The sequence below is a fragment of the Stappia sp. 28M-7 genome (assembly GCF_014252955.1).
GTDB lineage: Bacteria > Pseudomonadota > Alphaproteobacteria > Rhizobiales > Stappiaceae > Stappia.
The window spans coordinates 1950666-1974706 of the sequence record NZ_JACMIA010000001.1 but is presented as its reverse complement, the minus strand read 5'-3'; the positions used below and the strand labels follow the sequence as shown (position 1 = coordinate 1974706).

At 63.9% G+C, this 24041-nt stretch carries 12 protein-coding genes; 3 read left to right on the top strand and 9 right to left on the bottom strand.

Annotated features, from left to right (window positions below):
• The first annotated feature begins 108 nt into the window (after positions 1–108).
• Entirely contained in the window at positions 109–990 is an 882-nt protein-coding gene (locus H7H34_RS08655; RefSeq protein ID WP_185924941.1) for a LysR family transcriptional regulator, read from the top strand.
• Positions 991–999: 9 nt separating this feature from the next.
• Here H7H34_RS08655 and H7H34_RS08650 read toward each other — a convergent pair whose 3' ends face one another.
• Complete coding sequence (locus H7H34_RS08650; protein WP_185924940.1) at positions 1000–1860, bottom strand: DMT family transporter; 861 nt, start codon at positions 1858–1860, stop codon at positions 1000–1002.
• Positions 1861–1981: 121 nt separating this feature from the next.
• Here H7H34_RS08650 and H7H34_RS08645 point away from each other — a divergent pair, with 121 nt between their 5' ends.
• On the top strand, positions 1982–3400 hold the full coding sequence (locus H7H34_RS08645; RefSeq protein ID WP_185924939.1) for an aminotransferase-like domain-containing protein: 1419 nt from the start codon (positions 1982–1984) through the stop codon (positions 3398–3400).
• On the opposite strand, the gene H7H34_RS08640 is transcribed toward H7H34_RS08645, so the two are convergent.
• Positions 3401–4528, bottom strand: a complete 1128-nt coding sequence (locus tag H7H34_RS08640) for a Gfo/Idh/MocA family protein (RefSeq protein ID WP_120268249.1) — start codon at positions 4526–4528, stop codon at positions 3401–3403.
• Positions 4529–4694: 166 nt separating this feature from the next.
• Between H7H34_RS08640 and iolG the strand changes: the two genes are divergently transcribed.
• A complete protein-coding gene (gene iolG / locus H7H34_RS08635; RefSeq protein WP_185924938.1) occupies positions 4695–5693 on the top strand; it encodes an inositol 2-dehydrogenase in 999 nt (332 codons plus the stop codon).
• 752 nt (positions 5694–6445) lie between these two features.
• Here iolG and ileS read toward each other — a convergent pair.
• From ileS to H7H34_RS08600, 7 genes are all read right to left on the bottom strand, one after another.
• Positions 6446–9583 carry an isoleucine--tRNA ligase gene (ileS, locus tag H7H34_RS08630; RefSeq protein ID WP_185924937.1) on the bottom strand — a complete coding sequence of 1046 codons (3138 nt, stop codon included), beginning with the start codon at positions 9581–9583 and terminating at the stop codon, positions 6446–6448.
• Positions 9584–9724: 141 nt separating this feature from the next.
• Positions 9725–11050, bottom strand: a complete 1326-nt coding sequence (locus tag H7H34_RS08625) for a nucleotide sugar dehydrogenase (protein WP_185924936.1) — start codon at positions 11048–11050, stop codon at positions 9725–9727.
• 146 nt (positions 11051–11196) lie between these two features.
• A complete protein-coding gene (locus tag H7H34_RS08620) occupies positions 11197–14127 on the bottom strand; it encodes a beta strand repeat-containing protein (RefSeq protein WP_185924935.1) in 2931 nt (976 codons plus the stop codon).
• A gap of 318 nt (positions 14128–14445) precedes the next feature.
• Positions 14446–18699 (bottom strand): beta strand repeat-containing protein, encoded by a 4254-nt coding sequence (locus H7H34_RS08615; RefSeq protein WP_185924934.1) that lies wholly within the window; start codon positions 18697–18699, stop codon positions 14446–14448.
• Between the two features lie 326 nt (positions 18700–19025).
• Positions 19026–22157 carry a M10 family metallopeptidase C-terminal domain-containing protein gene (locus H7H34_RS08610; RefSeq protein WP_185924933.1) on the bottom strand — a complete coding sequence of 1044 codons (3132 nt, stop codon included), beginning with the start codon at positions 22155–22157 and terminating at the stop codon, positions 19026–19028.
• A gap of 93 nt (positions 22158–22250) precedes the next feature.
• A complete protein-coding gene (locus H7H34_RS08605; RefSeq protein WP_185924932.1) occupies positions 22251–22721 on the bottom strand; it encodes a hypothetical protein in 471 nt (156 codons plus the stop codon).
• 122 nt (positions 22722–22843) lie between these two features.
• Positions 22844–24022, bottom strand: a complete 1179-nt coding sequence (locus tag H7H34_RS08600) for an AGE family epimerase/isomerase (RefSeq protein ID WP_185924931.1) — start codon at positions 24020–24022, stop codon at positions 22844–22846.
• Positions 24023–24041 lie beyond the last annotated feature (19 nt).

Here is a 24041-nt window from a genome sequence, read left to right as displayed (position 1 = left end):
CGTTTTTTGTTGCGCACAATAGGCGGAAAGCCGCATCCGTTGTGCGAAATTTATAGCCATGCTAGCGCTGATCCGCAGCTGCCCCCCGAAGCCTGCCGGAGAACGCGCATGAACTGGGACGATACACGCATTTTCCTCGCCGTGGCGCGCAGCGGACAATTGCTGGCCGCCGCAAGAGCGCTCGGCGTCAATCACGCGACGGTGGCGCGCCGCCTCAGCGCGCTGGAGGACGATCTCGGCGTGAAGCTGGTCGACCGGCGCACCACCGGATCGGCGCTGACGACGGCCGGCGAGCGGTTCCTCGCCACCGCCGAGCGGATCGAGGCGGAGATGCTGGAGGCCCGCGCCGAGATCGGCGATGCGGATGTCGCAGTCTCCGGCACCGTGCGGATCGGCGCGCCCGACGGTTTCGGCGTCGCCTTCCTCGCCCCGCGCCTCGGCACCTTGACCGAGCGCCACCCGGCCCTGACACTGCAGCTCGTCCCCGTTCCCCGCGCGGTCTCCCTGTCGCGGCGCGAGGCGGACATCGCCATCACCGTGGAGCGGCCGGACCATGGCCGGCTGGTGGCGCGCAAGCTGGTCGACTACACGCTCGGCCTCTACGCCTCGCGCGCCTATCTCGCCCGGGCCGGCACGCCGAAAACCGCTGCGGAGCTCAAGTCGCACGCGCTGGTCGGCTATGTGGAGGATCTCGTCTATTCCGGCGCGCTCGCCTATGCCGAGGAGATCGACCGCGCCTTCCAGCCGCGCTTCGAGATCGCTTCCGCGCTCGGCCAGACCGAGGCGGTGCGCGCTGGTGCCGGCATCGGCATCCTGCATGCCTTCATCGCCCGCAGCGACCCCGACCTGGTGCAGGTGCTGCCCGAGCGCACGATCTCGCGCGGCTACTGGCTGGTGCTGCATGAGAGCGTCCGCGACCTTGGGCGCGTGCGCGTGGTCGCGGATTTCATCTCCGAGGCGGTGGCGAGCGAACGCGGGATCTTTTCCTGAGCGCGCCGCTCAGGCGAAACGGCGCGCCCCGACGACGCAGGCCACCACGAAGACGGTGACGGCGATCATCGACGGGGCGACCGGCTCGGCGAGCAGCAGACCGGCCAGCAGCAGGCCGAAGAAGGGCTGCAGCAATTGCAGCTGGCCGACGCCGGCAATGCCGCCGAGCGCAAGGCCGCGATACCAGAAGAAGAAGCCGACCAGCATCGAGAAGACCGAGACATAGGCAAGGCCGGCCCAGGCGGGCATGGCAATGCCGGCAAGCGTCTGCGGATGGACCAGCAGAGCCAGCGCGACCATCGGCGGCAGAGAGAAGACCAGCGCCCAGCAGATCACCTGCCAGCCGCCAAGACGACGCGCCAGCCGCGCGCCTTCCGCATAGGCGAAGCCGCAGACGAGGATCGCAGCAAGCATCAGCAGGTCGCCGACCAGCGAGATCTCGCCGTTGCCCTGCACAGCGAAGAGGGCGACGGCCAGCGCGCCGGCGCCGGAAAACGCCCAGAACAGCGGACGCGGGCGCTCGCCGCCGCGCAACACGCCAAAGATCGCCGTCGACAGCGGCAACAACCCGATGAAGACGATGGAATGGGCCGCAGTGACATGCTCCAGCGCCATGGCGGTCAGCAGCGGAAAGCCGACGACGACGCCGAGCGCAACCAGCACCAGCGGCACCACGTCGCCCGCCGCCGGGCGCTTCTGGCGCAGCACGAGCAGGATCGCGCCGGCCATCAGCGCCGCCAGCACCGCGCGCGCCGAGGTGAGAAACAGCGGGCTGAACCCGCCGACCGCAACGCGGGTCGCCGGCAGCGAGCCGCTGAAGATCAGAACGCCGAGGAGACCGTTGCCCCAGGCGGCGAGAGGTGAGTGCATGCCGCTGTTCCTGTCCATCATCCGCAAGGTGTGGCGCAGGAGCGCTGGCGGAGACAGGTACAGACCAGTACAATCGATCCAAACTGTATTGATGCAATCGACCATACAGATGGGCAACAGGATGACCCGGAGCACGCGCACGCAAACCGTGATGGCCGCGATCCGCAAGCGGATCGAGACGCGGACGCTGACGCCGGGCGAGCGCCTTCCCTCGATCCGCGGGCTCGCCGCCTCCATGCAGGTCTCGCCCTCCACCGTGGTGGAGGCCTACGACCGGCTGGCCGCCGACGGGCTGATCACAGCCCGGCGCGGTTCCGGCTTCTTCGTGCTGGACACGCCGCAGCCGCTTCAGATCGCCGCCACGGGAGCACGGCTCGACCGGGCCATCGACCCTTTCTGGATCTCGCGCCAGGCGCTGGATGCGGATCCCGCCCTGCCCAAGCCCGGCTGCGGCTGGCTGCCGGCCGACTGGATGCCCACCGATGCTCTCCGGCGGGCCCTGCGCGCCCTGTCGCGGGTGGAGGCGGAAACGCTCGCCGACTACGGCAGCGCGCAGGGTCAGGGCGAGTTGCGCCGCCTCATCGCCCGCGATCTTGCCGAGCAGGGGCTGGACGTGCCGCCCGACCGCATCCTGCTGGCCGGTTCGGGGACACAAGGAATGGACCTGATCTGCCGGCTGCTGCTGCGCCCCGGCGACACGGTTCTGGTCGACGATCCCTGCTATTTCAACTTCCAGGCCTTGCTGCGGGCGCATCAGGTGCGGATCGTCGGGGTTCCCTACACCCCGCAGGGACCGGACACGGAGCGGTTCGCGCAGGTGCTGGCGAGCGCGCGGCCGCGCCTCTACCTCACCAACTCCGCCCTGCACAATCCGACCGGCGCTACCATCTCGGCTCCCGTGGCGCACCGGCTCCTGGTGCTCGCCGCGCAGCACGACCTCACCATCATCGAGGACGACATCTTCGCCGCCTTCGAGCCGGAGCCCTCCCCCCGCCTTGCCGCGCTCGACGGGCTGGAGCGGGTGATCCGCATCGGCAGCTTCTCCAAGACGCTGTCGGCCTCGGCCCGCTGCGGCTACATCGCCGCCCGGCCCGACTGGATCTCCGCGCTGATCGACCTGCAGGTGGCGACGAATTTCGGCGGGCCGAGCCCGATGGCGGCCGAGCTGCTGCGCGTTGTGCTGGCCGATGGCGGCTATCGCAAGCATGTCGCTGCCCTGCAGGGCCGCCTTGCCAGGGCGCGGAGGCAGGCAGCGTCACGGCTCAGCGCGCTCGGCATCACACCGTGGCTGGAGCCGCGCGGCGGCTTCTACCTGTGGTGCCGGCTGCCGGAGGGGTTGGATGCGGCCGATGTCGCCCGTGCCGCGCTGAAGCGGGGCATCGTGCTGGCGCCGGGCAACGCCTTCAGCGCGGCGCAGACGCAGACCGGATTCATGCGCTTCAACGTCAGCCAGATGGGCGGTCCGGAGGTCGATGCGGTGCTGCGGCAAGCGCTGACCGAGGCCCGCGAGATCACCGGGCGCCGCTCGCAGGCGAGCTGATCAGCCGACCTCTTCCCAGCCGCCGCTGGCAAAGGACCGGGCAGCGGCATGCACCGTGCGCTCGATCTCGATCCCTTCCTCGAAAGTGATCAGGCTCGCCGGTTCGCCCCGGATGAGGCGGATCAGCTCGCGGCATTCGATCACCTTGAGATCGTTGAAGCCGAGACCGTGGCCCGGCGCCGGCACGAAGCTGCCATAGGGCGGGTGCGCAGGTCCCGTGAGAATGCGGGTAAAGCCCTGGCGGGCGGGATCGCCGGTCGCGCTGTACAGCTCGATCTCGTTCATCCGCTCCTGGTCGTAGAGGATCGAGCCCTTCGAGCCGAAGACCTGCAGCGCGATGCGGCCCTTGCGCCCCCAGGCCGACCGGTTGACCAGCAGGCTCGCCTGCAGCCCACCGGAAAAGCGCAGCAGGACATTGGCCATGTCGTGGGTTTCCACGGCGCGGCGCCCGCCCTCGGCCAGCGGCCGGGTGGCATAGGGCTTCGCCATGTCGCAGAACACCCGCTCCGCCTTGCCGAACAGCCGGTGCGCCAGCGACAGCGGGTGCACGGCGAAATCGTCGAGCGCGCCGTAGCCGGAACTCGCCTCGCTCTTCCAATAGAAGGCCTGCTCCGGGTCGGCCATGAAGTCCTCGTCCATCTCGGCGCGGAACTGGATGGGCTCGCCGATGGCACCATCCGCGATCATGCGGGCGATCTCGCGAAAGGCCGGGTTCTGGATGTAGTTGTAGCCGAGCGCCGCGATGCGCCCGCTGCTGCGCGCCGCCGCCAGCATCCCTTGCGCATCGGCAAGAGCCGGCGCCATCGGCTTTTCGCACCACACATGCTTGCCGGCCTGCAGCGCGGCAATCGCCATCTCCGGATGAAACGCGTTCGGCGTCGTGATCGACACCACATCGACGCCCGCGTCGTTCACCAGCGCCCGCCAGTCGGAAGTGGCACGGGCAAAGCCGAAGGCCGAGGCCCGCTGGCGGGCCAGATCCTCGTTGACCTCCGCCAGCATTTCGAGCCTTGGACGCGCCACATCGCCGAAGACGGCGCGCACCGCATTCCAGGCCAGCGCGTGGCACTTGCCCATGTAGCCGGTGCCGATCAGGCCGACACCGAGGGACCCGTCCGGGCTGGTCATGGCGCTGTCTCCTTGCGACAGTGTCCGGCACGCGATACCCGGCCGAAACCGGTGCGTAACGTCCGGAAACGGCCCGCATGCCGGTGCATGCGATCTTGCGTGGATGAAACGCAAATTCTATGATTGCGTCAATATGGAATAAACGTTCCTCGAAAGGATCAAGACCTTGCTGTCTGTAGCTGTCATCGGTGCGGGCCGGATCGGCCAGATCCACGCCGCCAATCTGGCCGCGCGTGCGGCGGAGACCAACGACGTCCGGCTGGCCGGCATCTGCGATGCGGTGGAAGTGGCCGCCGCAACCCTTGCAACGCGCCTCGGCGCGCCGGTGATCTCGCTCGACGAGGCGCTGGAGGGCAAGGGATCGAACGCGGTGCTGATCGCCTCGCCGACCGACACCCACTCGGATTTCATCGAGCGCGCCGCCAAAGCCGGCAAGGCGATCTTCTGCGAAAAGCCCGTCGACATGTCGGCGCAGCGCATCGAGGGCGTGCTTGAGGTGGTCGAGGCGGCCGGCGTGCCGCTGTTCATCGGCTTCAACCGCCGCTTCGACCCGAACTTCGCCTCCTTGCGCGCGCGCATCGCGGAAGGGCGGATCGGCGAGGTCGAGCTGGTGACGATCCTGTCGCGCGATCCCTCCCCGCCCCCGGTCTCCTATATCGAGCGCTCGGGCGGCCTCTTCCGCGACATGATGATCCACGACTTCGACATGGCGCGCTTCCTGCTCGGCGACGAGCCGGTGGAGGTGCATGCGGTCGGCTCCGCCCTCGTCGACCCTGAGATCGGCAAGGCGGGCGATGTCGACACCGCCGCGGTGCTGCTGAAGACCGCGCGCGGCAGGATCTGCCAGATCTCCAACTCGCGCCGCGCCACCTACGGCTACGACCAGCGGGTGGAGGTGCACGGCTCGCTCGGCCTGCTGCGCGCCGGCAACCAGCACGAGACGACGGTGGAACTGGCGACCGCCTCGGGCTTCACCGCCGACCCGGTGCAGAACTTCTTCCTGGAGCGCTACGCGCAAGCCTACCGGCTGCAGCTCGCCGCCTTCATCGACTGCGCGCGCGGCACCACCCTGCCCTCACCGAGCGGCCATGACGGACTGATGGCGCAGCGGCTCGCCGACGCGGCAACGCTCTCCGCGCAAAGCGGCGAGCCGGTCCGGTTGTAGGGGACGGGCGGCGCCTCCCTTCGGAGATCATCCCGGCCGGATCGGCGAGCCGCAACGCTGCCCCACCCCTCAAGGGTCATCCCGGCCGCAGGCGAAGCCGGAGAGCCGGGACCCATTGGCACCCTCAGCAGGCGTGAGACGGACGGCACGCACCCCACTCTCGGTTGTCATACCTGCGAAGGCAGGTATCCAGTATCCGTGGGGGCTGACGGTGGCGCGATGACGGCCGCCACCAACGGTCCGGCGGCAACGCCGAGGCTCGAGCAGATCCGTTCGGGGTTACTGGTTCCCGGTCTTCGGCTTCGCCGAAACCGGGACGACAGCCGAGGGGTGGGTTCGCGTCGGCCGGTCACCGCCAGCGCTGCGCTCCAACCTCTCCGGCGTCATCCCACACGAAGCGTAAGCGGAGACGCGGGGGAGGTTTGCGCAAGGGGGAAGCGATGCGGGCAGGTTCGTCGCCCGATCACTCAAGCCGTCCGGCCGGTTTGGACAGCGGTCTCGATTTCAGCGGATTTCGAGAGCGATTTTTGCAAAATCCGTCTCGAAATTCGGGAGAACAACCCAACAAAAATAACAAAACAATTTCAGATACTTAAAATCAAACGCTCAAACGGCGACGCGAGATTTCGAGAAAGCTCTCTCAATCTCGTTTTACCGCTTGTCCCCGTCGTCGTGGTCCGCCGCCGGACCGCGCCAGGCGTTGGTCCGCGGGGCACTTGTCCCCGCGGGCCTTGTCAGTGCAATCCCCGCGATCAGGCCTCGGCCTTGACGAGCTCGATGGCGATCTCGCTGCCGCCGACCTCGTGCGTGGCGCGGTAGGCTCCGTCCAGCGCGCCGCCGATGGTCAGCTCCAGCGCCAGCGTGTCCTGGGCGATGCGGGAGCGATGCTCCTCCACTGCCTGGACCAGCGTCTCCGGCAGGACCAGATTGAGACGGATGCGGTCGGTCACCTGCAGCCCGCCATCCTTGCGGGTCTGCTGGATGAGGCGGACCACGTCGCGGGCATAACCTTCGCGCTCCAGCTCCGGATAGATCCGCGTGTCCATCACCACCACGCCGCGGCTGGCATCGAAGAGACCCGTGTCGGAGCCTTCCGGTGCCATGACGCGCATGGTGTAGTCTTCGGGCGGCAGCTCGACGCCCGCCAGCTCGACGATGCCGTCGGACCGCAGCGTCCAGTTGCCGGTCTTGGAGGCGGTCATCACCTCCTTCATCTTCTGGCCCAGGCGCTTGCCGATCTGCGGCTTGACCACCAGGCTGTGCTCGCCGACCGACAGCGGATCGGCCTCCAGCACCAGTTCCTTGACGTTCACCTCGTCGGCGATCAGCTGCGAATACGGGCGCAGATCCTCGATGTCCGCATGGGCGACGGTCAGCGTCTTCAGCGGCAGGCGGGCGCGCAGGCGCTTGGCCTCGCGCAGCGACATCACCGAGTTGCAAACGTCGCGGATGAGGTCCATGCGGCGCACGAGATCCGGATCGCTCGGCATCCTGGCCGCTTCCGGCCAGTCGGCCAGATGCACCGACAGTTCGCCCGTCAGGCCCTTGTAGATGCGCTCGCTGACGAACGGCATCATCGGGGCCAGCACGCGCATCAGGTGCGTCAGCACCGTGTAGAGCGTGTCCAGCGCGTCGCGCTTGTCGTCGTTCAGCTCCTCGCCCCAGAAGCGCGAGCGCGAACGGCGGATGTACCAGTTGTTGAGCGCGTCGATATAGCCCGGCACATGCGAATAGGCGGACGGGATATCGTAGGCATCCAGCGAGCCCTCGATCTGCTCGATCAGCTCGCGGGTCTTGGCCAGGATATAGCGGTCCAGCAGGCCCTTCTGGTCGAAGCGGACCTGCGCCTTGTACTGGTCGGCATTGGCATAGAGCGTGAAGAAGTAATAGGCGCTCCAGATCGGGATGATCGCCTGGCGCAGCGCCTGGGCGATGCCGCGGCCGTCCTTGGCCACAGCCAGGTCGCCGCCGACCAGCAGCGGCGAGGACAGCATGTACCAGCGCAGCGCGTCGGCGCCGTAGGTGTTGAAGACGCCGACCGGGTCCGGATAGTTCTGCAGCCGCTTGGAGAGCTTCTGCTTGTTCTCGTCCAGCACCACGCCGTGGCAGACCGCATTGCGGAACGGCGCACGGTCGAAGATCGCCGTCGACAGGACCATCAGCGTGTAGAACCAGCCGCGGGTCTGGGCGACGTATTCGACGATGAAGTCGGCCGGGAAGTTCCGCTCGAAATGCTCCTTGTTCTCGAACGGATAGTGCTGCTGGGCGAAGGGCATCGAGCCGGAATCGAACCACACGTCGAGCACTTCCGGCACGCGGCGCATCATCGCCTTGCCGGTCGGATCGTCCGGGTTCGGGCGGACCAGCTCGTCGATCATCGGACGGTGCAGGTTGTCTACCTTCACGCCGAAGTCGCGCTCCAGCTCCTCCAGCGAGCCGTAGACGTCCATGCGCGGATGGTTGGGGTCGTCGCTCACCCAGACCGGGATCGGGCAGCCCCAGAAGCGGTTGCGCGAGATGTTCCAGTCGCGGGCGTTTTCCAGCCACTTTCCGAACTGGCCGTCGCGCACATGCGAGGGAACCCAGTCGATCTGCTGGTTGAGCTCGACCATCCGGTCCTTGAACTGCGATACGGCGACATACCAGGCGTCGATCGCCTTGTAGATCAGCGGCGTGTCGGTGCGCCAGCAGTGGGGATAGTCGTGAAGATAGGTCTCGTGGCGATAGACGGTATCGCCACGCGCCTTGAGGTCACGGATGATGTCCTTGTTCGCCTCGATGACGTTCTGGCCGACATAGTCGGCAACCTCGGCGGTGAACTTGCCCGCCTCGTCCACCGGCACGACCAGCGGGATGCCGCGGTCGCGGGCCAGCTCGAAGTCGTCCTCACCGAAGCCCGGTGCGATGTGCACGCAGCCCGTGCCGTCGCCGGCCTCGACGAAGGCAGCGGCAAGCACGGCGAAGGCGTTCTCGGTGTCCTTGAAATACGGGAAGAGCGGCTCGTAGGCGGTGCCGGCCAGCTCCGCGCCCTTGAGCGCGCCGACCTTCTGCCACTCGCCGAACTCGCGCTCGTAGCGCTCCAGCGCCGCTTCGGCGAGGATCACCCGCACGCCGTCCTTTTCCAGGATCGCGTAATCGAGATCCGGCGATACGGCGAGCGCAAGGTTGGACGGCAGGGTCCAGGGCGTCGTCGTCCAGGCGAGCAGGCGCGTCGGCACCGAGGCGAAGCGCTCGCCCTTGAGCAGGAAGCCGACGGTCAGCGCCGGGTCCTGGCGCTCGCGATAGGAGTTGTCGAGGCGCGTCTCGAAGTTCGACAGCGGCGTCTGCACGGCCCAGGAATAGGGCACGACGCGGTAGCCGCGATAGACCAGCCCCTTGTCCCAGAGCTGCTTGAAGCCCCAGATCACGCTCTCCATGAAGGAGAGGTTCATCGTCTTGTAGTCGTTCTCGAAGTCGACCCAGCGGCCCTGGCGCTCGACATAGTAGCGCCACTCGTTGGTGAAGCGCATGACCGAGACCGAGCAGTGCTCGTTGAACTTGCCGATGCCGTATTCGAGGATCTCGTTGCGGCCCGAGATGCCGAGCTCCTTCTCCGACGTCAGCTCCGCCGGCAGGCCGTGGCAGTCCCAGCCGAAGCGGCGCTCGACGCAGTCGCCGCGCATGGTGCGGTAGCGCGGGATCAGGTCCTTGACGAAGCCGGTGGCCAGGTGCCCGTAATGCGGCAAGCCGTTGGCGAAGGGAGGGCCGTCGTAGAAGATGTACTCACCCGCCCCGTCCTGGTTGCGGCGGTTCTCCACCGAAGCTTCGAAAATCCGGTTTTCCTGCCAGAACTTGAGGATGTCTTCCTCGAGCTTGGGAAAATTGGGATTCGGATCGATGGCTTCGTACATCACAGATGTCCCGTTCTGATTTGGTTGCCGGGTCAAGACGGCCCGCAGCCCGCAAGATGTCGTTGCGTGGGTTAGCCGACCGGCAGGAAAAATACAATCGTCACGGCCGGCATGTCCGCCATGCCGGCCTTTGGCACAGGGTCAGGCGCGCGTCACTTTCGGCTCGCTCGCCGGATAGCGGCCGCGGGTGTCGATCACCAGCTTCGCCTTGTCGAGGATCATCGCGTAGTCGAAGGCATCGTGATCGGTGGCGATGACAATGGCGTCCTGGCTGGCGATGGTCTCGGCATCCGCCTCCACGGCGGCAAACGCGTGGCCGCTTTCCAGCGAGAGCTGCGGCACGAAGGGGTCGGCATAGGAGAGCTCCCCTCCCCGCGCGACGATCCGCTCCATCACCATCAGGCTCGGCGACTCGCGGATGTCGTCGATGTTCTTCTTGAAGGCGGCTCCGAGCACCAGCACCTTCGCGCCGTTGAGCGCCTTGCGGTGGCCGTTGAGCGCGTCCATCAGCTTCTCGACGATGAAGTCCGGCATGTAGCGGTTGATCTCGCCGGCCAGCTCGATAAAGCGGGTGTGCAGGCCGTATTCGCGCGCCTTCCAGGTCAGGTAGAACGGGTCGACCGGGATGCAGTGACCGCCGACGCCGGGGCCGGGATAGAAGGCAGTGAAGCCGAAGGGCTTGGTGGCGGCGGCGCGGATAACGTCGAAGATATCGATGCCCATGCGGTCGGCGAGCGTCTTCATCTCGTTGACGAGGCCGATATTGACCGCACGGTGGATGTTCTCCAGCAGCTTGGTCATCTCGGCGACGCGGGTCGAGGAGACCGGCACCAGCTGGTCGACGGCGGAGCCATAGAGCGCTTCTGCCGCGGCAAGGCAGGCGTCGGTGACGCCGCTCACCACCTTGGGGATCTCGCGGATGCCGAAGCTGGCGTTGCCGGGATCCTCGCGCTCGGGCGAGTAGACGACGAAGATGTCCTGGCCCACCACCAGGTCCTCGCGCGCCATCGCCGGCAGCATGTCGTCCTCGGTGGTGCCGGGATAAGTGGTCGATTCCAGCGCGACCACCTGGCCGGAGCGCAGGTAGGGGCGGATGGCACGGGCGGCATCGAGAATGTAGCCGATATCCGGATCGTGGAAGCGGCCGAGCGGCGTCGGCACGCAGATGATCAGCGCGTCGCAGTCAGCCGCGCGCGCGAAGTCCGTCGTCGCTTCGAAGGGGCCGGCGAACCGCACCTCCTCGCGCCGATTGCCGACATAGCGGGGAAAACCGCGATCCGCGTTGAGCCTTGCGACCTTCGCCGGGTCCACGTCGAAGCCGACGATCGGATGGCCGATCTGCGAAAAGCGCAAGGCAAGCGGCAGGCCGACATAGCCGAGACCGATGACGCCGATGACGGCGGAGCGGTCGGCAAGGCGGGCGCGCAGGCTGGCAAGGGCATCGGAGTGGGCAGTGTCCGCGGCCATGATCGGATCTCTGGTAGGGTTCGATGAAATAGAAACGGCATGCGGAAGAGCTTCCGCATGCCGTTTCGTGTCGCACAGGCGTCGCAGCGCGGCAAGTCCCGGCGGCGAAGAGTTCTCCCCCGCCGGGCGCTCGCCCTATCCTCCGGTCACACGAAGCTGAAGTCGCTCTCCGAAATCAGCGTGTGGTCGAAGTTCTGCAGCACGATGGTGTTGGTGCCGAAGGTCAGGTGCGTGTCCGCCCCCACATCCGTCACGGTGATTTGCGAGAACTGCGTCACCCCGAGGCCGATTGCAATCGTATCGATCCCGTCCTGGAAGTCCGTGATCGTGTCCGTGTCGCCAGCGTTCAGGAACGCGAACGTGTCGTCGCCAGACCCACCGGTCAGGATGTCGTCGCCTGCACCGCCGTTCAGGAAGTCAGACCCCCAGCCGCTATCGAGGATGTCGTTGCCGTTGCCGCCATCCAGGTTGTCGTTGCCGCCACCGCCATACAGCGTGTCGTTGCCGTTGCCACCCGCAAGGCTGTTGTTGCCGATGTTGCCGGCGATGATGTTGTTCTGGCCGTTGCCGTAGCCGTTGATATTCCCCGTCCCCTGCAGATACAGGTTCTCGAGGTGCTGGCTCTGAGAGCTCAGGCCGAACGTGATCGAGGCGTAGACGCTGTCCACCCCTTCTCCGGCAAGCTCGACGATCGTGTCGCCGGCGCTGTCGACATAGTAGGTGTCGTTGCCCCAGCCGCCGACCATGTGATCGGCGCCCCAGCCGCCATCGAGCGTATCGTTGCCGCCACCGCCATACAGCGTGTCGTTGCCGCCACCGCCGGCAAGGCTGTTGTTGCCGATGTTGCCGGCGATGATGTTGTTCTGGCCGTTGCCGTAGCCGTTGATGTTCCCAGTCCCCTGCAGATACAGGTTCTCGAGGTGCTGGCTCTGCGAGCTCAGGCCGAACGTGATCGAAGAATAGACGCTGTCCGTACCCTCGTTCTCAAGCTCGACGATCGTGTCGCCGACATTATCGACATAATAGGTGTCGTTGCCCCAGCCACCGACCATGCGATCGGCACCCCAGCCGCCATCGAGCGTATCGTTGCCGCCACCGCCATACAGCGTGTCGTTGCCGCCACCGCCGGCAAGGCTGTTGTTGCCGATGTTGCCGGCGATGATGTTGTTCTGGCCGTTGCCGTAGCCGTTGATGTTCCCCGTTCCCTGCAGATACAGGTTCTCGAGGTGCTGGCTCTGCGAACTCAGGCCGAACGTCATCGAGCTGTAGACGCTGTCCGTTCCCTCGTTCTCAAGCTCGACGATCGTGTCGCCGGCACTGTCGACATAGTAGGTGTCGTTGCCCCAACCGCCGATCATGTGATCGGCGCCTAGGCCACCATCCAAGGTGTCGTTTCCGCCACCGCCGGCAAGGTTGTTGTTGCCGCTGTTGCCTTGAATGTTGTTGTTCTGGCCGTTGCCGTAGCCGTTGATGTTCCCTGTACCCTGCAGATACAGGTTCTCAAGGTGCTGGCTCTGCGAACTCAGGCCGAACGTGATCGAGGCGTAGACGCTGTCCGTACCCTCGTTCTCAAGCTCGACGATCGTGTCGCCGACATTGTCGACATAATAGGTGTCGTTGCCCCAACCGCCTTCCATATGGTCGGCGCCGTCGCCGCCATCAAGCGTATCGTTGCCGCCGCCGCCATACAGCGTGTCGTCGCCCTGATTGCCGTCCAGGTTGTTGTTGCCGACGTTGCCCGCGATGATGTTCGCCTGCCAACTACCCCACGCGTTGATGTTCCCAGTCCCGATTAGATACAAGTTTTCGACGTAAGCAAACACGCTCAGCCCCAACGAGATTGAGCTATAAATCGAATCTGTACCTCCTCCAGAACTCTCAAGAATGGAATCACCGATGTTATCGACATAATATGTGTCGTCGCCATCCCAACCGATCATTCCATCGGCGCCGGCACCGCCATCCAGGATGTTGTTTCCCGAATTGCCGTTAATAATATTGTTCAGATCGTTTCCGTAACCGTTGATGTTTGCGGAGCCGGCCAAAGTCAGACTTTCAACAAAATCGGTTAGTGTATAACTAATCGAACTCATCACACCATCGCGGCCACCCCGGCTCGAGTTCTCGATGACGATGTCGCCGACATTGTCCACAATATATGAGTCATTCCCGGTGCCGCCGATCATTGTATCGGCACCTTCGCCACCGTCGATGATGTTAATGCCGCCGACACCGTAAATCGTGTCGTTGCCGCCGCCCCCTTGTAGTCTGTTAAAGGACGAGGAGCCGGTAATAATATCCTCTGCGGAGGAACCGAGGACAACCTCGATGCTCGACAGCGTGTGACTGAAGGCATTGCCGTTGTAGCTTCCCGTCGCCGTGCCCGCGCCGAGATCCACGGTCACGCCGCCCATACCAACCCGGTCGAACCTCACGGAGTCCCAGCCATCCCCTCCGTTCACGGTATCGTTGCCGCCGAGCATGACAAATTGCTCATCGCCCCAGCCACCGGTGAACGTGTCGTCGCCGTTCGAGCCGACGATCACAGCAACATCTTCCAGTGTATCAGTGCCGATCCCAACGCCCGTCACAGTGCCGCTGACATTCGCGCCATTGTTACCGGTATAGACGATCCCCGACGCGACATCGGCATAGACGACGCTGACGAAACCGGCGTACTGACCGGCCGCAGGAGTACCATACCAAGCGTAGCCACCGGTGATGGTGTCATCGCCTGCACTCGACAGAATCTCGCAGGGCATCCCGAAATAACGATCGATTACGATTGCGTCATCGCCCAAACCGGGGGCGATCGTCAAACTGCTGACATCGGGATCAAAATCGCCGCTGAAGACGAACGTGTCTGAGCCGACCCCGGATATGGCAACTATGTGTTCTCCACCCGGCCCACGCTCCATGGTGGCCGCGAGTCCTTCGATGAACGCTGAGTAGTCGACGTAAAGGCCGACCTCAGGAGTAAGCGTTATCGTATCGCTTCCACCAGTTCCGATATAAGTGTGACCGAGCCCGGTGATCGAGAACACATCGTTTCCGCTTCCGCCTGAATACGTCGTCATTTCAACCCCTTTAGTGAGCTTGGCAATGGCTCGAATGCCTCTAAACGGCATCGCTCGGCGCGGTTGAGTCTGGCATCAACGCCCTCCCAACTACCGAAATACTTTATCGGGGAGAAGTCTTCAGGCAGAAAATGCGTGCGCGGAGCACCGTTTTGAATAGTCAGCCCTGTTAGTTATCGCCATATAGATGCGATTGTAGACGCCTGCGGCAGTTTCAACGCAACCCCAACAGGATCTTCCCAAGTCATAGTCTCGTCGCGAGGACCGGCGGCCCAAGCGGGTCGCCGGTATACATGTCAACGTCATACTTGAACAGGATCACACGAAGCTGAAGTCGCTCTCCGACACCAGCGTGTGGTCGAAGTTCTGCAGCACGATGGTGTTGGTGCCGAAGGTCAGGTGCGTGTCCGCCCCCACATCCGTCACGGTGATTTGCGAGAACTGCGTCACCCCGAGGCCGATTGCAATCGTATCGATCCCGTCCTGGAAGTCCGTGATCGTGTCGGTATCGCCGGCGTTCAGGAACGCGAACGTGTCGTCGCCGGACCCACCGGTCAGCGTATCGTTGCCTGCACCGCCGTTCAGGAAGTCAGACCCCCAGCCGCTATCGAGGATGTCGTTGCCGTTGCCGCCATCCAGGTTGTCGTTGCCGCCACCGCCATACAGCGTGTCGTTGCCGTTGCCACCGGCAAGGCTGTTGTTGCCGATGTTGCCGGCGATGATGTTGTTCTGGCCGTTGCCGTAGCCGTTGATATTCCCCGTCCCCTGCAGATACAGGTTCTCGAGGTGCTGGCTCTGAGAGCTCAGGCCGAACGTGATCGAGGCGTAGACGCTGTCCACCCCTTCTCCGGCAAGCTCGACGATCGTGTCGCCGGCGCTGTCGACATAGTAGGTGTCGTTGCCCCAGCCGCCGACCATGTGATCGGCACCCCAGCCGCCATCGAGCGTGTCGTTGCCGCCACCGCCATACAGCGTGTCGTTGCCGCCACCGCCGGCAAGGCTGTTGTTGCCGATGTTGCCCGCGATGATGTTGTTCTGGCCGTTGCCGTAGCCGTTGATGTTCCCAGTCCCCTGCAGATACAGGTTCTCGAGGTGCTGGCTCTGCGAGCTCAGGCCGAACGTGATCGAGGCGTAGACGCTGTCCACCCCTTCTCCGGCAAGCTCGACGATCGTGTCGCCGGCGCTGTCGACATAGTAGGTGTCGTTGCCCCAGCCACCGACCATGTGATCGGCACCCCAGCCGCCATCCAGGCTGTCGTTGCCACCACCGCCATACAGCGTGTCGTTGCCGCCACCGCCGGCAAGGCTGTTGTTGCCGATGTTGCCCGCGATGATGTTGTTCTGGCCGTTGCCGTAGCCGTTGATGTTCCCCGTTCCCTGCAGATACAGGTTCTCGAGGTGCTGGCTCTGAGAGCTCAGGCCGAACGTGATCGAGGAATAGACACTGTCCGTACCCTCGTTCTCAAGCTCGAGGATCGTGTCGCCGACATTGTCGACATAATAGATGTCGTTGCCGGCGCCACCTTCCATATGGTCGGCACCCCAACCGCCATCGAGCGAGTCATTGCCGCCACCGCCATACAGCGTGTCGTTGCCACCACCGCCAGCAAGGCTGTTGTCGCCGCTGTTGCCGGCAATGATGTTGTTCTGGCCGTTGCCATAGCCGTTGATGTTCCCCGTTCCCTGCAGATACAGGTTCTCGAGGTGCTGGCTCTGCGAGCTCAAGGCAAACGTGATCGAGGCGTAGACGCTGTCCGTGCCCTCGTTCTCAAGCTCGACGATCGTATCGCCGACATTATCGACATAATAGGTGTCGTTGCCCCAGCCACCTTCCATGCGGTCGGCACCCCAACCGCCATCAAGCGTGTCGTTGCCACCACCGCCATACAGGGTGTCGTTGCCGCCACCGCCGGCAAGGCTGTTGTTGCCGACGTTGCCCGCGATGATGTTGTTCTGGCCGTTACCGTAGCCGTTGATGTTCCCCGTTCCCTGCAGATACAGGTTCTCGAGGTGCTGGCTCTGCGAGCTCAGAGCGAATGTGACCGAGCTGTAGACCCTGTCCGTGCCCTCATTCTCAAGCTCGACGATTGTGTCGCCGACGTTGTCCACGTAGTAGGTGTCGTCACCCGTACCGCCGATCAGCGTGTCGGCTCCCAGGCCACCGTCCAGGGTGTCGTTGCCGCCGAGACCTTCGAGCCGGTCGTTTCCGTTGGAACCGGTCAATGTGTCGCTCTCGGTACGCGATCCGCGAACGTGCTCGATATTGGCGAGCGTATGGCTGAAGGCATTGCCGTTGAACAGACCCGTCGCCGTACCGGCCGCGAGATTGACCGTCACAGCGCCCATACCGTTGCGATCGAAGCGCACCGTATCGAACCCGCCGCCGCCATCGACCGTGTCGTTGCCGCCGCGCAGGATGAAACGCTCGTCGCCATCGCCGCCGTTGAAGACGTCATTGGAGTCGGAGCCGCGGATCTCGCTCACGTTGACCAGGGTATCGGTGCCGATGCCTGCGCCGGTCACGGTGCCGCTGACGCCGGAGCCGTTGTTGCTGGTATAGGTGATACCGGACGACGCGTTGCGATAGTCTGCACGGACCGAACCATCACCTGTCTGCGTGATGGTGTCGTCGCCGGCGCCGCCGCGAACCTGCACGAAAATACCCGCAGTCGCGTTGATCGTCACGGTGTCGTTGCCGGAGCCGAGCGCGAGAGCGACGCTGCCCAACTCCGGATCGATGGGCCCCGTCACGTTCAGCGTGTCGACATCCCCGGTTCCCTTGTCGATGGTCATGACCGTACCGGTCATGCTGATCGCCATGTTGGTGGTGAACCCGGCGTAGTCGACATAAACGTCATGCTGCTGCAGGACGTTGATCGTGTCGTTGCCGGCAGACCCGATGACCGTATCCTCGCCCTCGCCGGTGTTGATGATGTCGTCGCCATCACCACCATCGAGGTAGTCGTTGCCGGCCCCGCCGTTCAGCGTGTCATTGCCGCCACGCCCTTCCAGTGTGTCATCGCCGGACGACCCCGTCAGGCTGTCGTCGCCGGTGCGCGAACCGCGGACCGCCTCGATGCCGGACAGGGTGTGACTGAAGGCATTGCCGTTGAACAGACCTGTTGCAGTACCTGCCTCAAGATTGACAGTCACCGCCCCCATGCCGTCCTGGTCGAAACGCACCGTGTCGTAGCCGTCGCCGCCGTTCAACGTGTCGTTGCCGCCGCGCAGAATAAAGCGCTCGTTGCCGGACCCGCCGTTGAAGACGTCATCGTAATCGGTGCCGCGGATTTCCGAGAGGCCCACCAGAGTATCGGTGCCGACACCTGTTCCGGTCACCGTACCGCTGACATTGATGCCGTTGTTACTGGTGTAAGTGATGCCGGACGAAACGTTGCGATAATCCGCCCGTACAAAACCGTAACCCAGTTGGGTGATCGTATCGTCGCCTGCGCCGCCTCGGACCTGGACAAAAATGCCAGAGACCGAATCGATCGTGACATTGTCGTTGCCGGAGCCCAGAGCAAGGGTAATCGTGCCGCTGCCGTCGTAGGGCCCGCCGATATTGACCGTATCGGTGCCACCGACGCCCTTGTCGATGGTCATCGTCGTGCCGGTAAGATTGACCGACAAGGCGCTGGAGAACGAACTGTAGTTCAGGAAGACCTCTTCAGTCGCCAGAACATTGATCGTGTCGTTGCCGGTCGAACCAAAGACCGTGTCGCTGCCGGTGCCGACATTGATGATGTCGTTGCCGCCGCCGCCGTTGAAGACATCGTCGCCGGCATAACCGTCGAACCGCTCGTCAGCGTTGGAGCCGGTAAACTGTGTGCTTTCCGTACGCGACCCGCGGACATATTCGATCCCGGACAGGCTGTGCGAGAATCCAACGCCGTTGAACGTTCCCACCGCTGTTCCGGCGGAAAGATCGACAATGACGGATCCCATGCCGTCGCGATCGAACCGGACCAGGTCGAACCCGGCGCCGCCATTGACGATGTCATTGCCGCCGAGCGGGATGAAACGCTCGTCGCCGTTGCCGCCATTGAACGTGTCGTTGCCGGCCGAGCCCATGATCTCGAAGACGCTGGAGAGCGTGTCCGTCCCCATGCCAGCCCCGACCACGGTGCCGCTGACGCCCGAGCCGTTGTTGCTGGTATAGGTGATGCCCGTTCCGACGTTGCGATAGTCGACCCGAACGAACCCGCCGAGGTTCGTGATGGTGTCGTTGCCGGCGCTGGACTGGATGCTGTAAAAAATGCCGCCGGGATCGTCGATGGTGACGCTGTCATTGCCCGAGCCGAGGCCGAATGTCAGGGCACTGACGTCCGGATCCAGTTCCCCGCCGGCAAGGAAAGTATCCGTGCCGATCCCGTCCTTCGTGACCTGACCGCCGCCGGCGTCCCCGTCGATGACAACCGTCAACGCTGCCGAGAAGCCCCGGTAATCGACATAAAGGTCGACTTCAGGAAGAAGCGTGATCGTATCGTTGCCGCCGCTCCCGATATAATCGTGACCGAACCCGGTGATCGAAAATGTATCGTTACCGTTTCCGCCTGAATACGTCGTCATTTCAACCCCTCCAATGAGCCTGGCAATGGCCCAAATCCCCTTGAACGGCGTCGCTCGGCACGATTGAGCCTGGCATCAATGCCCCTCGCCGCAACCGAAATACTTTATCGGGGAGAGGTCTTCAGGCGGGAAATTGCGAGCGAGAAACGCGGTTCGATCAGTCAGCCCTGTTAGTTATCGCAATAAGAATCAAATTGTAAACGCCTCGGGCAATTTTGAGCCCCTTGAGCGAAAGCCCGCAAGGGTGCCCATTGCCCGTTCGGGGCGAATACCGGCAATCCTGCAAAATCGCCGGCATCCATCTCGTCAGCACATCTCGGCCCGGGTCACACGAATGCAAAGTCACCCGAGGAAATCAGCGTGTGGTCGAAGTTCTGCAGGATGACCGTGTTGCTGCCGAAGGTCAGGTGCGTGTCCGCCCCCACATCCGTCACCGTCACCTGCGAGAAGTTACTGGCGCCAACCCCGATCCGGATCGTGTCGACCCCGTTCTCAAAGTCGGTGATCGTGTCAGTATCGCCGGCGTTCAGGAACGCGAACGTGTCATCGCCGGACCCACCGGTCAGCGTATCGTTGCCTGCACCGCCGTTCAGGAAATCAGACCCCCAGCCGCTATCGAGGATGTCGTTGCCGTTGCCGCCATCCAGGTTGTCGTTGCCGCCACCGCCATACAGCGTGTCGTTGCCGTTGCCACCGGCAAGGCTGTTGTTACCGATGTTGCCGGCGATGATGTTGTTCTGGCCGTTGCCGTAGCCGTTGATGTTCCCCGTCCCCTGCAGATACAGGTTCTCGAGGTGCTGGCTCTGCGAACTCAGGCCGAACGTGATCGAGGAATAGACGCTGTCCACCCCTTCTCCGGCAAGCTCGACGATCGTGTCGCCGGCGCTGTCGACATAGTAGGTGTCGTTGCCCCAGCCACCGACCATGTGATCGGCACCCCAGCCGCCATCGAGCGTGTCGTTGCCGCCACCGCCATACAGCGTGTCGTTGCCGCCGCCACCCGCAAGGCTGTTGTTGCCGATGTTGCCGGCGATGATGTTGTTCTGGCCGTTGCCGTAGCCGTTGATGTTCCCAGTCCCCTGCAGATACAGGTTCTCGAGGTGCTGGCTCTGCGAGCTCAGGCCGAACGTGATCGAGGCGTAGACGCTGTCCACCCCTTCTCCGGCAAGCTCCACGATCGTGTCGCCGGCACTGTCGACATAGTAGGTGTCGTTGCCCCAGCCGCCGACCATGTGATCGGCACCCCAGCCGCCATCGAGTGTGTCGTTGCCGCCACCGCCATACAGCGTGTCGTTGCCGCCACCGCCGGCAAGGCTGTTGTTGCCGATGTTGCCCGCGATGATGTTGTTCTGGCCGTTGCCGTAGCCGTTGATGTTCCCCGTTCCCTGCAGATACAGGTTCTCGAGGTGCTGGCTCTGAGAGCTCAGGCCGAACGTGATCGAGGAATAGACACTGTCCGTACCCTCGTTCTCAAGCTCGACGATCGTGTCGCCGACATTGTCGACATAATAGATGTCGTTGCCCCAGCCACCTTCCATGTGGTCGGCACCCCAACCGCCATCGAGCGAGTCGTTGCCGCCACCGCCATACAGCGTGTCGTTACCACCACCACCGCCGAGGCTGTTGTTGCCGCTGTTGCCTTGAATGATGTTCGCCAGCCCATTGCCGTAGCCGTTGATGTTCCAACTTCCAGTCAGATACAGGTTCTCAAGGTGCTGGCTATGCGCACTCAACGTGAAGTTCACCGAGCTGTAGACACGGTCCGTTCCCTCACCCGCATTCTCGACGACCATGTCGCCGACATTGTCGACGATGTACGTATCGTTGCCAGCACCGCCGATCATCCAGTCAGCGCCAGCGGCTCCATTCAGTTCGTTGTCGCCGGAATTGCCGGTAATCGTATTGTCCAGAGCGTTACCGGTACCATTAAGGTTTGCAGTACCTTGAAGTTGCAACGCTTCGATATTCTGGCCATTTTGCCACAGCACAAACGACAGGGAGCTGATGATCGTATCGTAGCCTTCGCCGGCATTCTCGACGATCATGTCGCCAGCATTGTCGACGTAGTACACGTCATCGCCCGTACCGCCGATCATCGTGTCGGCGCCGGCATTTCCGTTCAGGTGGTTGTTCGCGCTGTTGCCGATGAGGGTATCGTTGCCGCTGCCGCCGGTCGCGTTCTCGATGACAGTGCCGCGAGCAATGGTCAGGTTGCCGGTCAGCCCGCCCACGTTCGAATAGGTCTCGGGACGCAGGTCGATCAGCTGGGCAGCATTGATCCCGGAGAAATCGAGAATGTCGATGCCGCCATTATCGTAAATGGTCAGCGCAACGTTGTTTCCGTAGCTCAGGAAATTGTCGATATAGGTGCCTGTGTTGTTGGCGCCCGTGGAGCCATACACGGTGTTGCCGAGATTGGTCGTCGTCGACGCGCCGTACAGGTTCTGGATGGCGATGATGTCGGCCACCATCGGCGTGATGATGTAGGCACGCGTGGCGTTGATATACGTATTCTCGTCCTGGTCGAAATAGGACATCACGGTGCCCTGCCAGGAGTCGTTCCTGTAGTGGTTGTCGACGCCGTAGGTCGCCGTGCTGTTATAGTTGCCGGCATGCCCCAGCCCCAGCGCATGACCGATCTCATGGATGTAGGTCTGGAAGGAATAGCTGTCGATCGTCGTGCCGGAATTGGCGAGCCAGGCGGTCGAGACGTTCACGGTCGACGACAGGATCGTGTTGCCGCTGGTGGTCGAGCTATTGTAGGCGCCGCTGTCGTTGTCGTCGATGGTGATCGCGGCGGACCCGGACACGAAGTTGAAGTTGATACCGGTCACGGCCGTCCATGCGGCCAGGGCCTGGGTGGCGAGAAACTGCCCTTCGGCCGTCAGGCCCGTGATGTTCACATCCAGCGTGCCGCCGGAGGACACATTGAAGGACCGCTGCGAGCGTCCGGTCGCTTCCCAATAGCCATTGGTCAGCTGCGCGGCGATCTGGTCGTTATCGAAGACCGGGAGCGGCGGCGGGGCCGTGATCGACAGGGTGTAGTTGCCGGTGGATAGACCGTTATAGGAGCCTGCGTTCAGATAGTAGGTGCCGCCGGTCGTCGCAGTGAAGGAGAGGAACGAATTTAAGCCGTCGCCTCCATCGTCGTTGAAGGCGATCTGAGTACCGGAGGAGTTGTGGACGCGAAGATAAGTGTCGAGGCCCGACGTGTTTGCGGTCAATGCGATGTTGTAGGTCGTACCTGCCTCGAGCGTGACCCGCACCCAGTCCTGATCGCCGCTCGTCAGAGTGCCGTTGAAGCTGTCGCCGACATTGATCGTGTAGGAGGTGGACGTGCTTGCAGAGGCATCCACGCCTTCCGAGATGACCGCGAAGTCCGTATCCGCACCCGGAGTGAACGTCTCGTCGCAGCTGTAGCCGGCAACGACGGGAACTTCGGGATCCCGGTAGGTCATCGCACAAAGGTCACACATGATCTCACACCCTTTCGCAATCTGATCGGACGCCTGGCGTCCTGATGACCGGCTGCAGGCGCCGGTCGTCGATAATCATCCCCCCACAGGCAAAGTGTCCGCCAGCATCCGGCCAAAGGGCCGTGCGTCGGAGAAATTGACCTGTCGGTCATTGACGGAAAACTCGATAACGGGCCCCTGAGCCGCAGCGGCCGAGCCCTGACGCCAGGAAAGGCGCGCCATCACGAAAGTCTCGTGAGACCTCACCCACTCCACGGCCACCCGCATGGAACGGGCATCGCCATCGTCGCCGCCGGTCCGGACCGCAATGTCCGGCAGCCGCTCCCGAAGGCGCGCGAGGAGACCTTCGCATGCGTTCCTGCGCCAATCATCGCCACCGAAATCGCAGGAGACGACAAGCTCCTCAGGTCGTTGTGCAAACACCAGATCGGTTACCTTTTCGCCGGCATCGGCCATTCGCGGGCCAGTCAGCATACCTGCCACTGCCGCAACGGCAACAGCCAAAAAAAGCACGCCATGCCGGACCCTGTTCATAACGGTCTTCATTGCGCGACGCCGTGCTGAACCAGAATCACGCACTGCCTAAATTACCTACCGGAATTAACCATAACCCCGTTCCACGCCACTTTCCACGAGTTGCGTGAAATTTGCGTGATAGCGGGACCGCCTCAGCCGCAGACCTGGTCGAGTTCGGCAATGGCGCAAACGAGGTGATAAAGCGAACTGGCCGGCGCCGGCTCATCGATGAACCGGCCATCCGGCGCCAGGCGGTCGCGCCAGAGACCGCGCGGCTCAACGTCCAGATAGGTCTCGATGACACGGGCGGCCGCAATCGCTGATGCTGCGGCCTCGCGCTCGCGCGGCACGTCGCCGGCCTTGCGGGCCTCTTCCATCATCACCAGGGAGGCCTTCAGCCATTCGGTCTGGGACCACAGCCGTGCCACCGGATCGCGCGGGCGCAGGTCGTCGCCGATCTCCAGCATGACCACGCCGCGATCCGGGCAAATGCCATGCTGCAGTCCGGCCGAATAGAGCCGGGCCGCCGCGGCAAGGGCATCGTCGCGGCCGGTCCTGCGCCCCCAGATCGTCAGCAGCCAGCACCACTCGAACAGGTGGCCGGGATCGACCCTGTGCCCGGCGTCGCCCGCCGCCGGCGACCAGTCGCCCTCGAAATACTCGCGAAGCACCCCCAGATCGGGATCGATGAAACGGCTCATAGCGAGTTCGGCGATGCCGCTCGCCATGTCGCCCCAGCGCGGACTGCCCGAAAGCCGCTCCCAGGCCAAAGCCGCCTCGAAGAGGTGCATGTTGGGATTGGCGCGCAGCGGCAGCCGGCGGGGAACATCCTCCTCGAAGCCGCCGTCCGGATGGCCGAGCGTCTCCATCAAAAGGTCCCGAAGGCGCCTGGCCTCCTCGACGGCGATCTCGCGCAGGCTCGCCACGGCGCCGGCGATGCTGGCATAGGCGAACAGGGCAAAGGCCTGGTCGTAGAGATCGAAGGGACGCGAGCCATCCGCCGCCGGCGGGCGCAGGCTGCCGTCCTTCTGGAGAAAGCGGCCATGGAAGGCGCCAAGCCCGCGGGCCGCGATGCGCGCCGCATCCCCCGGCCAGCCGAGCCGCGCGCCCTCAACGAAGGAATAGATCTGCCGGGGCGGCACGCGCGGCCGCGCCGGAGCCGAAGACGGCTCAGCCGTTCCCAGTTCCAGGCTCTCGGCGAAGTGCCCGCTCGCCGCGTCGTAGCCGGCCTCGGCCCAAAGGGGCAAGGCGTCTCGCACGAGCCAGTTCTTCAGCCGTTCGCGAACCACCATCAGTTCGGAGGCGGACTCCTCGGACCCTGTCGCGCGCACTACCGCCTCCTCCCCCAAG